Consider the following 15,112-nt stretch of genomic DNA (forward strand, 5'->3'; position numbering starts at 1 on the left):
TTTTAAATTCTGATTAAATTTTCGTTTTTTATCATTTTATCAGGACTTATGAAAAACCTGGGCGTAAAAAACATATTTACGTCCAGGCTTTCTTTTTAGCAAATCGATTTCCCGGTAAAATAGGGGGTCGACCACATGCGCTTATATTCCCATTCAGGCTTTAGTATGCCGATGGAGAAAAGCAATTTTTTTTGTCTTTCCTGGCAGTAATGTCTGGCACGGCTAATATTTAGCCACATTAGTATGCTGCCGGGACTGAGTGGCCTGCATTCATTTTTAATTGCACCATTAGATACGTCAAAGTAGACGTTCATCTGGCTTTCAGATTTCAATACGATATCAAATGCACAGGGTATCCCTTCAATATAAAGAATATGCCCAAACAGAAGGTGATGCAGTTGACTAAAAAAGGTGGCAAGGTTATCAGCGGGATAGCAGGATGAAGTATTGCCGAAACGAGACCGAAATAACTCGATAAAAATATGAGTCAGTTCATCAGAAGAACAATCAGCAACGCTTTTTACACTTCCGCCTTTTTTAAGAAACCGCTGATATTCATTACGGCGTGTTTTTTCAAACTTAGAAGAGAACGTTTCTTTGACCAGACAATTTTGTTTCTTTCTGGCGAGTTTCCATATGGCATTGCGTATTTGTGGCTGATGCAACGCCGAAAGTCGGTTAGTACGATCGGGCAAGAAGCAGCGTAAATCTGGCGCCATCGGAATAAGTATCTCATCTGAAGATAGCGGGAAGGTTCTGCGCGTCAGGATGCCAATATTCTGATCATTACAGATAAAGTAGGCGCCTTTAATCTTATCATCTTCTTTATAGTGGAAGAATTTAAAATGCCAGTTATGGCGCTTCATGAAATAATCCACAATATCTGGGTGCATATTGATACTACCGCCGTATTGCGTAAACACCTCCCGGTATAGGGAAAAGGAAGACGGTTGCCAGCGGGTTAATATACGCTTAACTTCTTGTATTTTCACCAAAACTCCTGACTTAGCTTACTGAAAATTCTATTTTGTATTATTTTTTTGCTCAACCAAATAAAAATGTGACAAATGTTTAGCTTGTATTTAATGGTTAACATGCTAATCGATGACGTTATGGTGAAGGGAATAAGATTAAGATGTTGATCATAGCATGAGTGAAAGCGACGGTTTAATGCCGCGCTTTTCACTCGCAAGCCATTCTGTATTTAACCATCCAGTAGCGATACAGATTTCAAAGAGCTCCGCTGAACGGTAGCAGGATCTGCACATCCGCGTATGAAATAGTTCTACCGGGAGAGGCTGTTAACCTCTTGTATTATTGTATCCAGAATATGATAGCGTTTCCGATACTCTGCGCGTTTTTTGCTGGGGATACTTTCAGGCGCTTTACGCATCACCTGTGATGGCAGATGATATAAGGCACCTTTCTTAACGCCGTTTAGCGACTCCCAGAATTCACTATAGCTGGCCACAAAAGTTTTTTTCTTCTGGAATAAGTACCGGAGTTGACGATAAACATGGTTGTTTTCACTTACCGCATAAATCTCGTCGACATTACAGGCCAGCATCAATGTCGCAAATGCTTCATACAGCATCCGTTTAGGAAAGAGACCGTAACAATCTTTGGTGGCGTTACGTATGACTTGTGGGCCGACATGTTTACTGGGCCCTTGTAACCCGGCAACCAGCGCTATTTGCTTCCCTTCATGGCGGATAAAGGAAAATGATAAACGTGCCAACGGCGTATCATTGAAGCACAGCGTTAATGTCAGTTCACCTTCCCTGTCATAGCCACAGGGACCGCAGTAGATATCCACCAGAGCGCCGTTTTTTCCTTCCAGGTGAGCGAGCAAGATTTGTTCCTCGGACAGGAGGATCTTTTTAATTTTATTTTCCGGAAAGGACTGAACGAACTGGTAGTGTTCCAGAATAGCTTTTGCCCGGCAACGTATGCTAAGCCCGGTATACAAATAGGGCCGCTGGATTTTTGCCGGCAACAGTGGACGATGAATGATCAGCGTTCTGGGCTGAGACAGATGGCATAATTCATTGAAGTATTTAATTGTCGTTACGGGGTTAATAAGGCAACGTAATACAAATTTATAGCGAAACTTACGCTCTCCCCAGCGTTTATGGCGATAAGGCGTCTGCGCCATGACTTCTTTTAACATTAATAATGGATTATATCTTTCCATATCACTTTGCTGCATCGTCATACTACATCCCTACTACTCGATAGACTTATAACCGAGACGGTAGCCTGATTGAGTTAAACGTAAAGGCAACGAAGAAGGCCTGTACAGACGACGTTGTTAAACAGTTTATCAATGGCAGCAATAAAACGCCTGAACACGCTTTTTAATAGATTTTCTGCTAATGAGTGGGATGAGTCCTGAACGTAGTATTAAAACGGATGCCGTGTTTATTATTTTAAATAATGTTTATACTCTAAATAATTCGAGTTGCAGGAAGGCGGCAAGCGAGCGAATCCCCAGGAGCTTACTAAAGTAAGTGACTGGAGTGAGGGAACGCAGCCGCAGCACATGCAACTTGAAGTATGACGAGTATAAGCCAATATATTTATTTGGCTGGTATTGTGTAAGCCAGACAGCAAAGCGTCGTGATACGTTATTATGTAACCAGACGCAAAGGGGGTATTCACCTTATCTCTAAATGCAAATCTATATGATAAATTTTATCATGTACCATGTTGCTATCTCTGGGAGAAAATATTATGCAGCGTTCACTCGATAGTCTGGCTGGTATGGCTACATCTGCTTTTGGCGCGGGGACTTCTGCTGCTATGCGGCAAGCCACCTCTCCCAAAACCATTCTGGAATATATCATTAACTTTTTTACCTGTGGTGGGGTGCGTCGGAAAAATGAAGCACAGTATCAGGAATTGATAGACACTATGGCTGATACATTGAAAAGTTCAATGTCTGACAGAGGTGCTCCGTTGCCAGAAAACATTATACTGGAGGATATGGGCGGGTTTCGTGTCGAATTTAATCTTCCTGGTGAGAATAACGAAGCTGGACAAGTTATTGTACGAGTCAGTAAAGGCGACAATTCTGAGACAAGAGAAATTCCGCTTGTCTCTTTTGAAAAAATATGTCGAGTTTTACTATTCAGATACGAATTTTCTCTCCCTCAGGATTCTGTAATGTTAACTGCCCAGGGAGGCATGAATCTTAAAGGCGCTGTCCTTACAGGAGCAAATCTGACGGCAGAAAATTTATGTGGCGCAGACCTAAGCGACGCAGATTTAGGGGGGGCAGTACTGTTTATGGCGGATTGTGACGGTGCAAATTTTAAGGGTGCAAATCTATCGGGAGCATCATTAGGCGACAGTAATTTAATGAACGCCTGTCTGGAAGATAGTATTATGTGTGGCGCTACCCTCGATCGCGCTAATCTTACTGGCGCCAATTTACAATACACAAGTCTGTTAGGCTGTAGCATGGTAGAATGTCTTTGCTCCGGTGCAAATATGGATCACGCTAATATTTCAGGCGCAACCCTAATACGTGCTGATATGAGCGGTGCGACATTACAGAGTGCTACTATAATGGCTGCTGATATGGAAGGCGCTATCTTAACCCGGGCAAACCTGCGAAAGGCTAGTTTCATTTCTACGAACCTGGACAGGGCTGATTTGGCTGAGGCTAATTTAAATAATACCTGTTTTAAAGATTGTACACTAACCGATTTGCGTACCGAAGACGCCAGAATGTCTACAAGTACACAAACACTCTTTAACGAATTTTATAGTGAAAATATTTAGCCCTACTTGACGTAAATCTGAAATAAAAGCAATGTAAGAATGACAATCTGCTACTGAATAGTAGCTGAGAGTAAATTATTTACAGTATCTTTTATTATTACAGGAGTATGCAACGGTAAAAATATCTGAATAACTATTTCTATTTTCTCAAGTAGAACTTCCAACTAAAGTGAATTGTTTGAAAAGGAAAACGTTATGCCTGGATGTATAAGTGCCTGTTCGTGCGTTGCCAGCCCGACGCCTCCCGATCCTAAGGCCCCCCCTAAGCCTAAGTGGATAGAGTTAAAAGGTTATTGTGTTACATGTACTAGTCAGGAGGATATTCGTCCACCTAAAGAGGGTGAACCAAAGCAAAAAATGACACCCAGCGAGTTAGTGCTGTTACGAGGTCTTTTAAAAGACCTGGGGGTAACACAACATCCCTGGCAAGACCCGACAGTAAAATCCACTAACTGTGGGTTGCCATATTTTCCAGTAGATCCTGGAGAACGAGAAACCGATGTTTGATGGTTTTCTGTCTGCAAAGCGCCTGATAATTATTACCAGGCGCTTTGTATTTTGGAGCCAACATCACTTTCATTGTCATATATCGAATGACTACAATCGTATCCGATCCCGCCATTACCCTGACGGCAAACTGTAAGAACGGTTTGCCGTCGACAGGGAAGCGCCGGTGAACTCTGAACCGCACTATACCATCTTACCTGGGTGTTTATTATCATTAACGCTTTGAAAAATAGTTTTATTTCATCTATTTCTGTTTTGTAAAACCTTCGTTCAGTAGGCGCATTCTGCCACCCTTCCCGGATTTACTGGCAAAGCGGAGCCCGGACAGAGAGTCATATTGCAAAATCCCATTTCCGTTTTTTATTACCAGATTTTTGCGGTCGAAAGATTGCCTTTTTCTTAATTGAATGATAATTATTATCATTAGCATATGATAATAATTACTATATAGACGTAACCTGGCAAGGATGTGAGCTTGAGGGCAACAGCGCTACTTTAGACATTATTTAGGGAATGGGTATGAGAGTTAAGAAGTTCATCTGGTTAATAACCGTGGTTTCTACAGGGGTTAATAGTCCATTATCAGCAGCAGAATCTACTGACGACAACGGCGAAACGATGGTGGTTGAATCCACCGCCGAGCAAGTATTAAAGCAACAGCCGGGCGTTTCGATTATTACTCGTGACGATATTCAAAAGAATCCTCCCGTTAACGATCTTGCCGATATTATTCGTAAGATGCCTGGGGTTAATCTTACCGGCAATAGCGCCTCGGGAACGCGCGGAAATAACCGACAAATTGATATTCGTGGTATGGGGCCGGAAAATACCTTAGTGCTGATTGACGGCGTGCCGGTGACGTCGCGAAATTCGGTTCGCTATAGCTGGCGCGGAGAACGCGACACCCGTGGCGATACGAACTGGGTGCCGCCGGAGATGGTAGAACGTATTGAAGTAATCCGTGGGCCCGCCGCCGCGCGCTATGGCTCCGGTGCCGCAGGTGGGGTGGTGAATATCATCACCAAACGCCCCACTAATGACTGGCACGGCTCGCTGTCGCTTTATACCAACCAGCCGGAAAGCAGCAAAGAAGGTGACACCCGGCGGGGTAACTTTAGCCTTAGCGGCCCGTTGGCTGGTGATACGTTGACGATGCGCCTGTACGGTAATCTCAACAGAACCGATGCCGACAGCTGGGATATTAACTCCTCCGCCGGGACCAAAAATGCCGCCGGACGGGAGGGGGTCACCAATAAAGATATTAATAGCGTCTTCTCATGGAAAATGACCCCGCAGCAAATCCTTGATTTTGAAGCGGGATATAGTCGGCAGGGGAATATTTATGCTGGCGATACGCAAAACAGTACTTCAAACGCGGTTACCAAAAGTCTGGCGCAGTCCGGGCGGGAGACCAATCGCCTGTACCGGCAGAATTACGGTCTAACTCATAACGGCATCTGGGACTGGGGGCAAAGCCGCCTGGGGTTCTACTATGAAAAAACCGATAATACCCGCATGAATGAGGGGCTCTCCGGCGGCGGCGAGGGGCGTATTACCAACGACCAGACGTTCACCACTAACCGCCTGACCTCGTATCGCACCAGCGGCGAGGTGAATGTCCCGGTGATATGGCTATTTGAGCAAACGCTCACCGTCGGCGCGGAGTGGAACCGCGATGAGCTAAACGATCCTTCCTCTACCAGTCTGACGGTTAAGGATAGCAATATCGCCGGGATTTCCGGTTCGGCGGCTAACCGTAGCAGCAAAAATAAATCGGAAATCAGTGCGCTGTACGTTGAAGATAATATCGAACCCATGGCCGGTACCAATATTATTCCGGGTCTGCGTTTTGACTATTTAAGCGAATCCGGGAGTAATTTTAGTCCCAGTCTTAACCTTTCCCAGGAGTTAGGTGAATACGTCAAGGTGAAAGCCGGTATTGCCCGTGCCTTTAAGGCACCGAACTTGTATCAAACCAGTGAGGGATATTTACTCTATTCGAAAGGCAACGGTTGTCCAAAAGATATTACGTCGGGCGGCTGTTACCTGGTTGGTAATAAGAACCTCGATCCTGAAATTAGCATCAATAAAGAGATCGGGCTGGAATTTACCGTAGACGATTACCACGCAAGCGTCACGTATTTCCGTAACGATTATCAGAATAAGATTGTCGCAGGTGATAAGATTATTGGCAGAAGCGCATCTGGCGCTTATGTATTGCAGTGGCAGAACGGCGGTAAGGCGCTGATTGAAGGTATTGAAGCCAGCATGGCTGTTCCGCTGATGCCGGACCGTCTGAACTGGAATACCAATGCGACTTATATGATCGCGTCTGAGCAAAAAGATACCGGCAATCCCTTATCGATAATCCCGAAATATACGGTGAATACCTTCCTCGACTGGACTATCACCAGCGCGCTCTCCGCTAACGTCAACTGGACGTTATACGGCAAGCAAAAACCGCGAACACATGCGGAGTCGCGTAGTGAAGAGACCAAAGGATTGTCCGGGAAAGCGCTGGGGGCTTACTCACTGGTTGGTGCCAACGTTAACTACGATATCAACAAGAACCTGCGTCTTAATGTCGGTATCAGCAATATCTTCGATAAACAGATCTATCGCTCCGCCGAAGGGGCAAATACCTATAACGAACCGGGTCGGGCTTATTATGCCGGTGTGACGGCCTCGTTTTGATGGATTATGCCCGCCGCTGGCGGGCATATTCTGGCGGCGGGTTAATGGCAGCGTGGTTTTTGGCTTGCCGGTTCGCGACTGATATCCAGCAATGCACTGCGAAAAGAGGCGTTAAACATGGGCCCGTGGCCCAGGCCCGGGTAATGCTGCAGAGCCGCGTTAACGCCGTTGTTCTCAAGCGTTCTCACGGTCTCCTGAACTTTTTGCAGGAGCTCGGCCATCTGGCGTTGCCTGCTATCCCCATTCGACGCTGAACCTTCCATTATAATGAGTTTTTTATGGCAGAACGGCGACGGCTTCACTGTCGTAAGGCGATTCAACAGAGCAAAATTATCCCTGCTGAGTGACGGGCTGGCGCTGTAATAGATATGAAAGAAGGATGACGACAGCCAGGAGTCTAAAACGAACAGGCCGCCATAAGAATGTCCCCATACCCCGCGCCGTTCGGGGTTGATGGTTATTCCTTGTTCCACCTGCGGCGCGATATGTCTCTCCAGTAGCTGGCGGAACGCTGGCCCGCCGCCGGTCTTACGATGAAAACGCGGGTTATTTTCACTGCCTTCGATTCCCGGCGCCGGCGTATAGTCATAAGCTCTGCCGTTAAGATCAAACGGCAGGTTAGTCTGATAGCCAATCGCCACAATCACCGGCGGCGAGTGGTCTGCCAGCTGTTTGAGCAGCGTCTCCGGCAGTCTGTCCATCACTGCGTTGCCGTCCAGCATATATAAGACAGGATAACCCGACGGCGGGGCGGCTTTATTGGGAATAGCGGTCCATACCCGGTAATGTCTTGCGCCATCGGCAGATTGAAAGTCATTGACCCTAAAATGGTAATATCCCGAACCTTTATCAGCAATATTCGGTCCTAATGGCTGCATATCCGGCTGCGCATAACTCAGCGCGCTAAAACAAAAACTCACTAAAAATAGCGCCATGCGATAGCACTTGTTGTGGTACTGGCGACCATACATCGGATGTGATTCCTTTTTGGCAGGTGAAGTTTTATCGGGGCAGTAGACGTAATCCGTCAATCAGCGCGCCGCGCCACCAGGCATAATCGTGACCGCCGGTGTACACGCTGCAATGGCTTTCAACGCCGGCGGCGCGCAATTTTTCATGCAACTGTTTGACCTGCGGGACCGTCGAACCTTCCAGCGATCCCACGCACAGATGCGTACGTACGGCTGGCGAGGGCGCGGATAACACATGTTCGCTGACCCATGAGCGCTCTTCTGCGCTGAAATGGTTCGGGCGGTTGCGGTTGTCCGGCGTCCACCACATTGAGGGGGAGTGGCTCAGCACCAGGCCGAAGCTCTCTGGCGCGTGGCGGGCCGCCATCAGCGCGGTCACGCCGCCGAGGCTTTGCCCAGCCAGCACCGTTTGTGTACGGTCCGCCCACCGCCGTTCCGGGTATTTGGCGCGAAGGGTTGGCAGCAGGCGTTCGGCAATGTCGAGCACCAGCTCGCGGCGACCGCCGAGGATTGCGACGCGTTCACCCGCGTTGATGTTATCAATGCCGAGTACGGCCACCGGCGCGATGCGTCCGCTGCGGATGGCGGCGTCAATGGCGGCGCTTACCCCAAGATGGTCGAACCAGATCTCGCCATCCGTGAGTACCAGTAAGCCCAGCGGTTGTACGACAGGAACGTCAGGAAGATACAGCCGCACACGGCGACGTTGTCCGGCGAGCCGATGTTCTGAGGTGAAAAGCTGCCCGGCGTAAGCGCGACAGCCTGACCACTCCTCCTGTGCCGGGGCATGATCCAACGCCAGAACGGACTCCTGCGCATTGCCCCGAACATTTATTCCCGGCGTGCTGTTCAGCGGGTCCGCCTTCCCGACAAGGGAGGCGAAACGGCTTCCAAGCTGCAACACCGTCTCGTCCGGGGTTTTCGGTGGTATTTCGACCATCGTATAGGAACCGCAGTAGGACGCCGGTAAGCGAAGCGTCAGATGCCAGATATCCGTTGTGGGCAGTTGCGTCATCATACCTTTCGCCACGTTATCTTTATCGGTGACACGGTTCAGGCGAACATAAACCCCCCGCAGAGGAGAGGCGGCACGCCACAGGAAGGTGACTTCCCGTTCATCGTCTGCGCCGTTAATGGCTGTCACCAGCGGCAGTGCGAGCGAGTTTGCTTCTCGCCAGAAGTGAGAAGCGTCAACCTGGCTTCCGGCGGCGAGTTGACGGCGAAGGCGCGTAGCGGTCTGTATAGCGACAGGAGCGACGGGCGGGCTCAGTCTCATTCTTTGTATTCCATCTCATTTATATTTCGGTCAGTATCAATAGCTAAAGCGGCTGTTACAGGAACAGCCGCTTGCGGGCTTTCTTTTGCGTAAATCGTGGCGATAAAAACTATCCTACGACCTCTCCTTGCGTATCGCGTGTCTGGCCGACGCTGGCCCGCCACAGACGAGCATACAGGCCATGAGCCGCTATCAACTGCTCATGGCTGCCATATTCAGCGATACATCCTTTATCGATTACGACAATAACATCGCAGCGGCGAGCGGTGGTCAGCCGGTGCGCGACGATAAGCGCGATGCGTTTCTCGGTATGCGTCACTCTGGTAAGCGAGGTTATTAAGCGCTCCTCGGCGCTGCGGTCGATACGCGCTGTCGCCTCGTCGAGCAGCAGAATGTGCGCCTGCGCCAGTTGGGCGCGGGCGAGGGCAATCAACTGACGCTGGCCCGCGGACAGATCCGTGCCGCCGTTATTGACCGGAGTACGAAACCCCAGCGGCAGATGTTGCACAGTTTCAAAGAGTCCCGCCTGTCGCGCCGCGATCTCCACCTCCGTGTCGCTGCTGTCTGGCCGCGAATAGCGGATATTTTCGGCAATATCGCCGCTAAATAATGCGACATCCTGAGTGACCAGCCCCGTCTGGCGACGATAATCACTAAGCGATGCGGCATCAATTAGGCGCTCACCGACACGGATTTGCCCGCTGCCGGGAGAGTAGAGCCCGGCCAGCAGCTTGATCAGCGTCGATTTGCCGGCACCGCTACGTCCGACCACCGCGACTACCGTTCCTGGCGGAATGGTGAGCGAGAGATTATCAAGCACAGGTTGCGTTTTTTCGGGATAGCGGAATGTCAATGCCTCCAGACGTAGCGCGCCGCCAGTGCCAGGCGTTATGGAGGACGGTTCAATATTCTCCGTTTCCTCAGTCGCCAATAGCGCATTGATATGTTTGCCGCTGGCGGTTGCCTGCTGCCAGGAATCAACAATGCCTGACAACTGCTGTACCGGGCCATAAAATTGTCCCAGTAGCAGGAAGAACGCCGCCAGTATCCCGGGCGTCATTTCGCCTCCGGCGACCCGGGTCGCCCCGATTAAAAGCACGGCGGCATAGGCGGCCTCGGTGCAGAAGGTCAGGAACGGAAAATAGACAGCAAGGTATTTTTGCGCCCGCACGCGGGTGGCGCGGAAGTTGTCTGATAACGCCCGTAGCCTGGCGGCTTCCTGCTTCTGTTGACCGTGTGACTGCACTACCCGCATACCGGAGACCTTTTCCTGAAGCGTACTGTTCACCTTACCAATTTCCAGCCGTGCCTGGGCGTAGGCAGGCGAGCTCAAACGGCGGTAAATCCACGTCGCCAGTATCACTACAGGTACGGCGCTTAATGCCGTTAACGCAAGAATGGGGTCAAGCCAGAACATTGCCGCGGCGATAGCGACCATCGTCACGATGCTGGTGGCCGCGCTGGCAAGACCGTTTTGCAGAAATCGGGCGAGTGAATCAACGTCGACGGTCATGCGAGTAAGACGCGAGTCGATGTGCTTCTCGTGCCAGGGAAGACTCAGGCGTAGCAGGTGGCTGAAGCTGCGTAAGCGTACCGTATGCTGTACCGACTCTGCCGCGCGGGCGGCGAAGATCGTTTGCAGCGCATAGCAGCACCAACCGATCGCCACCAGGCACAGCGCGAGCAGGGCGCATATGCCAATAGTCGACATATCCCCTGCGGCAACGCCTGAGTCAATACCGCGCTGCAAAAGCACCAGCACGCCAACGCCTGCGGCGGAATCAAGCGCGATAAGCAGGGCGGCGATGACGAACATCCAGGCTACTGGCGTCAGCAGCGATGAGACTTGACGCCCGTGGCCTGCCAGCGCCATCTGTACGGCGCGTTCTGGAACGCGCGTCATCCGGTCGACAAAACCTTTTCCGGCGGTTGTCTGGCGCTCATGCGCGTCGTCGGATTTTACCGCCTGCGTTGTTGGCCATAGCGTACGTTGTTCTGCCGGGGCAAGGGCGAGAAAATCCCCCTCGCCGCTCATCAGCGAGCGAAACGTCGGACACCTTGCATCCAGCTCCGCCTGGGTACCGGTATCCACGACGCGGCCTTTATCCAGCACGACGATCCGATCGGCTAACTGCAGTGTTGAACGGCGGCGTGCAATTACCAGCAGCATATGCTCATTATCGGCATAACGACCAAGAGCCGTATTAATTTCCGCTTCAGTACCGGCATCGACCGCCGAGGTGGTGTCATCGAGAATCAGCAGTTCCGGCGCGGTAATCAGTGCCCGGGCTAGCGCAATACGCTGGCGTTGGCCGCCGGAGAGGTTGCTTCCGCGTTCGGCCAGTCGGGTGTTGAACCCCTGCGGTAGCGCATTGATGAACCCGCTGGCGCCTGCGGCATCGGCGGCGCGTCGAATGTCGTCCTGAGTCGCTTGCGGGTGCCCATAGGCGATGTTTTCCGCCACCGTACCGGCAAACAGAAACGCGTCTTCAAACACTACGCCAACGCGACGACGAAGCGCCGTCAGTTTCAGGTCGCGAATATTCTGTTGACCCGTAGTGGTGTTGAGCCATACTCCGCCGGAGGTGGGATCGTAAAAGCGCGCCAGCAACATCAGCAATGTTGATTTTCCGGAGCCGGAGGCGCCAACCACTGCCACGGTTTCACCGGCGTGAATGGAAAACGAGATCTCATTGAGGATACGGTTACCGTTGTCGTAGTGGAAACTCATCTTCTCCACGTCCAGCCCGATAATCTGACCTTCAACCGACTCAGTACCGTCTTCCATGCGAGAACGCGTGTCGATAAGCGCGAAGACGCGCTCTACCGACGCCTGTGTGCGCTGTGCGATAACCAAAAACGATGCCAGTACGCGGGTAGGGCCGGTCAGCATAGCGAGAAAACTCGCGAACGCAACGAAGGTTCCCAGATCGATGCGCCCATTCATTACCGACCAGCCGCCATAGCACAGCAGGACGATCTGCCCTATCACCGGTAGCGCCAGCATGGTTGCGCCCGGCATCGCCTGCGAGATAGCGGCGCCGATGCGTACCCGCACCATCTGCCGCGACTGACCATCGAGCCAACGCGTTTCGCGCAACTCCGCCACGCAGGACTTCACCACTGAGATCTGTTCCAATACTTCGCGCATATGCTCCGTCATGTGCGCCAGCCGGTCTGAGGCAAGCCCCGTTTGCGCGAAAACACGGCGACGGGCGCGCAGGGCGGTAATAGCAAGGGCGGCCAGTACGCAAATCACGATAAGCGTCATGGATGGCGACATCCATAGCATCACCGCGATACCGGCCACATAGTAAGTGAGCACCGCCAGCGGCACCGGACACATCTGTAGCAAGGTGTGTACCTGTTGAAGATCGCTGTTGGTACGCGAAATGACCTGCCCGGTACGCAAGGCGTCCTGGCCTGCGCCGTCCAGTTTCTGAATACTGTCGAACGCACGGCTACGTAACGTATGCTGAACCCACAGCGAGAGTTCCCCGGCATAGCCGCGGCGCACGTAATTCCCGATAAAATCAAAAAGGGCAATTAACAGCAGGCCGCAGGCAAGTAACGGCAGGTGGGTTGTATCGCCTGCTATCGCGTCATTGACGGCCTGACGCGTTATTAGCGGCGTCAGCGCAGCCAGTAAAATGGTCGATACTGATGCTACGATGACAATGATGCTCAGTGTTTTACGTTCCCAACACACGCGGGCAAGGCGAACTATCCAGGCACGAGCGGGCATGGGGGAATGAGTCGCGGGCATTAAGCCTCCTTATCGGTGAAAGATGAGATATGGCGACACACGCTGGGTTCAGCCGCCATATTGTCATTGCGCTGCCGCGGTTAGCCGTGTTGCAGCATGGCGATCAGTTTTTTTGCCACCTCGGTCGGGCAAGGCTGGGCCGCCATTTCCGCCGCGACCTCCTGCGACGCCTCGCGAAGCGCGCGATTACCGAGGAAGGTATTGATCATGCTGCTCGTAAGCCCGCTCTTACCGGGAATAATGCCGCATCCGCGCTCGACCACGGCGCGGGCATTGACGGGTCTGTCGGCACCCTGGCCAAAGACTATCTGCGGAATGCCGGCATGCAGCGCCGTCAGGGTGTTGCCTGCGCCGCCATGGTGGATAAAACCGTCGGCGCCGTTAAGGAAAACGCCCATCGGAAGCCAGTCGACCAGACGGACATTCGGCGGCAGAGAACGTAAATCCGAGCGGGCGTTTGCCGGAAGATGCAGGATGATTTCGGCATCTACTTCGCCGGCAGAATCCATTACCCAGGAAATCAGATCCAGGCCATCCACCATCGGTTTGACGGTGCCGAGGCTGACCAGAAGACGCTTGCGATCAGGTGTACGTTCCCACCATTCTTCCCAGACGGCGCCGCCGTTATACGGGACGTATTGCATGGAGATAACCGGCTCTCCGTCATTTTGCAGTATGCTCATGCTGGGCGGTGTGACGTCTATCCACGCCAGATCTCTTGGTGGCGCGCTGACCCCATGGCGGCGGTAGGCGTTAGAAAGTGATTTCGTCACGCCTTTGATGTGCCAGGGCGTATGACCGAAGCCGACGGTTTGCATCACTACCGGAATGTCATACTTAGCGGCAATCAGTGGTCCAACGACCCCAAGAGGAGGGTAGACGATGAGATCTGGCCGCCATTGCCCGGCGAACGCGACCAGCGGGTCAGTCATCTCTTCGCTGAAGAATGAGAAGTTCCCCATTTTTGTTCCAATGTTATTTTCTTTTCGTAATGCCTCCTGACGGCGATAACCCGCTTCCGAATCGAAACCAGGCGCAGCGTCAAATACCACCAACCCAGCTTCTGCTGCTTTCTGTGCAAATTTTCCACCGCTTGCAATCAGCACTTCATGGCCATTAACACGAAACGCTTGCGCCAGGGACAGCACAGGGTATAGCAGTCCATACAGTGGTGGACCGACAAACAGAATACGCATGAGAAATCCTCTCTCTCCACGTCATAAATCGAACAGGTTGTTAATGAGAATGATAATAATTACCAATATCATTTGAAAAATGCAATAACTAATACGACCCTTGATCATGTGATGATTTTTTTCATAAAAATCGGGGAAGAGGAGAGCGTTAAGCGGTGAAGTTTGGTTTCAGACTTATTTACGCGCGTATGGTCGCGAAGGCAAAGCGCCAGGATTGGGGAACTGGATTCGCATACCAGACGCCCGTGGATTATTAATGATAACTTCGTAAATAACCTTTCAGACAATGAGGTAAACGTACCGACAGCAAGGTAATGGGAAACGTAGGTAGTAGTATTGATAACGCGTTGCGGGGCAATTTACTGGTGTCCGGCGGCAGATCGTGTTCTGTGTGGACTTTCCGTGCAGTGATGTGACGGACGCCTCTTCCTAAAGTAGTCAGTGCCATACTTTTAATGACTGCATTAATCCTGGCGTTAAATCCTTTAATTTGGTGGACGTAAAGTGGACATAGACAACAAAAAGGGGCTACGTATTCACGTTGCCCCTTGTTTTATTTGCTGGCGTCCTTGTAATTGGTGGGGGAGGTGGCTGAGTTTGTTGGGGATTTTTATTTTTTGCGCGAAGGCGAAGGCGCAAAAGAGTGGCGATAGTGTTGATATGGAAGGGGGGGGATCTTGTTGATTCTTAAGTTGATTGTTGTAGGAAGGATTTTGCGTGTTAGTCGAGGCTTGTGGGTGGACGTCATAGGTTTGTTGCTTCTAGCTGATCTTATAGCCTTTCGTTCAGACCTCTATCTACTTGGAGTAGACGTTTAATATTCTGATGGGGATTTCAGGAGCTGTCAGGCTATAAGCTAGGGGCACCTCACAACCATAATCACCTTGAGGGACTACAGTAAGTGAGAAAATAAGTA

General features: G+C 51.1%; 9 protein-coding genes. 3 read left to right on the plus strand and 6 right to left on the minus strand.

Features of this window, described 5'->3' with window-relative positions:
• Nucleotides 1-95: 95 nt before the first annotated feature.
• Nucleotides 96-992, minus strand: a complete 897-nt coding sequence (locus QEN32_RS05495) for an antimicrobial resistance protein Mig-14 (RefSeq protein ID WP_197404534.1) — start codon at nucleotides 990-992, stop codon at nucleotides 96-98.
• Between the two features lie 293 nt (nucleotides 993-1,285).
• Complete coding sequence (locus QEN32_RS05500; protein WP_000178739.1) at nucleotides 1,286-2,215, minus strand: VirK family antimicrobial peptide resistance protein; 930 nt, start codon at nucleotides 2,213-2,215, stop codon at nucleotides 1,286-1,288.
• Nucleotides 2,216-2,733: 518 nt separating this feature from the next.
• Here QEN32_RS05500 and pipB2 point away from each other — a divergent pair.
• The 3 genes from pipB2 (at nucleotide 2,734) to QEN32_RS05515 (ending at nucleotide 6,987) form a co-directional block, all read left to right on the plus strand.
• On the plus strand, nucleotides 2,734-3,786 hold the full coding sequence (gene pipB2, locus QEN32_RS05505; protein ID WP_020899119.1) for a type III secretion system effector PipB2: 1,053 nt from the start codon (nucleotides 2,734-2,736) through the stop codon (nucleotides 3,784-3,786).
• A gap of 174 nt (nucleotides 3,787-3,960) precedes the next feature.
• Nucleotides 3,961-4,293 (plus strand): hypothetical protein, encoded by a 333-nt coding sequence (locus QEN32_RS05510; protein WP_077905756.1) that lies wholly within the window; start codon nucleotides 3,961-3,963, stop codon nucleotides 4,291-4,293.
• A 519-nt stretch (nucleotides 4,294-4,812) separates the two neighbouring features.
• Nucleotides 4,813-6,987, plus strand: a complete 2,175-nt coding sequence (locus QEN32_RS05515; RefSeq protein WP_001747679.1) for a TonB-dependent siderophore receptor — start codon at nucleotides 4,813-4,815, stop codon at nucleotides 6,985-6,987.
• A 41-nt stretch (nucleotides 6,988-7,028) separates the two neighbouring features.
• Here QEN32_RS05515 and QEN32_RS05520 read toward each other — a convergent pair whose 3' ends face one another.
• The 4 genes from QEN32_RS05520 to iroB all read right to left on the minus strand — a co-directional run bounded on the left by QEN32_RS05520 (nucleotide 7,029) and on the right by iroB (nucleotide 14,196).
• The gene (locus tag QEN32_RS05520; RefSeq protein ID WP_115178892.1) at nucleotides 7,029-7,958 is read right to left on the minus strand and encodes an alpha/beta hydrolase; all 930 of its coding nucleotides are present in this window, start codon (nucleotides 7,956-7,958) and stop codon (nucleotides 7,029-7,031) included.
• Between the two features lie 31 nt (nucleotides 7,959-7,989).
• On the minus strand, nucleotides 7,990-9,234 hold the full coding sequence (locus tag QEN32_RS05525; protein WP_265321981.1) for an esterase family protein: 1,245 nt from the start codon (nucleotides 9,232-9,234) through the stop codon (nucleotides 7,990-7,992).
• Between the two features lie 109 nt (nucleotides 9,235-9,343).
• Nucleotides 9,344-13,000: a salmochelin/enterobactin export ABC transporter IroC gene (gene iroC, locus QEN32_RS05530; protein WP_265321982.1), complete on the minus strand. Its 3,657-nt coding sequence runs from the start codon at nucleotides 12,998-13,000 to the stop codon at nucleotides 9,344-9,346.
• 80 nt (nucleotides 13,001-13,080) lie between these two features.
• Nucleotides 13,081-14,196 (minus strand): salmochelin biosynthesis C-glycosyltransferase IroB, encoded by a 1,116-nt coding sequence (gene iroB, locus QEN32_RS05535; protein WP_001221110.1) that lies wholly within the window; start codon nucleotides 14,194-14,196, stop codon nucleotides 13,081-13,083.
• Nucleotides 14,197-15,112: the final 916 nt, after the last annotated feature.

Source organism: Salmonella sp. SA14318 (genome assembly GCF_029866905.1).
In the GTDB taxonomy this organism is placed as follows: domain Bacteria; phylum Pseudomonadota; class Gammaproteobacteria; order Enterobacterales; family Enterobacteriaceae; genus Salmonella; species Salmonella enterica.

Coding starts and splice junctions, on each gene's coding strand:
- QEN32_RS05500 (WP_000178739.1), bottom strand. CDS start 2,215: ATGACGATGCAGCAAAGTGATATGGAAAGATATAATCCATTATTAATG.
- pipB2 (WP_020899119.1), top strand. CDS start 2,734: ATGCAGCGTTCACTCGATAGTCTGGCTGGTATGGCTACATCTGCTTTT.
- QEN32_RS05515 (WP_001747679.1), top strand. CDS start 4,813: ATGAGAGTTAAGAAGTTCATCTGGTTAATAACCGTGGTTTCTACAGGG.
- QEN32_RS05520 (WP_115178892.1), bottom strand. CDS start 7,958: ATGTATGGTCGCCAGTACCACAACAAGTGCTATCGCATGGCGCTATTT.
- QEN32_RS05525 (WP_265321981.1), bottom strand. CDS start 9,234: ATGAGACTGAGCCCGCCCGTCGCTCCTGTCGCTATACAGACCGCTACG.
- iroC (WP_265321982.1), bottom strand. CDS start 13,000: ATGCCCGCGACTCATTCCCCCATGCCCGCTCGTGCCTGGATAGTTCGC.
- iroB (WP_001221110.1), bottom strand. CDS start 14,196: ATGCGTATTCTGTTTGTCGGTCCACCACTGTATGGACTGCTATACCCT.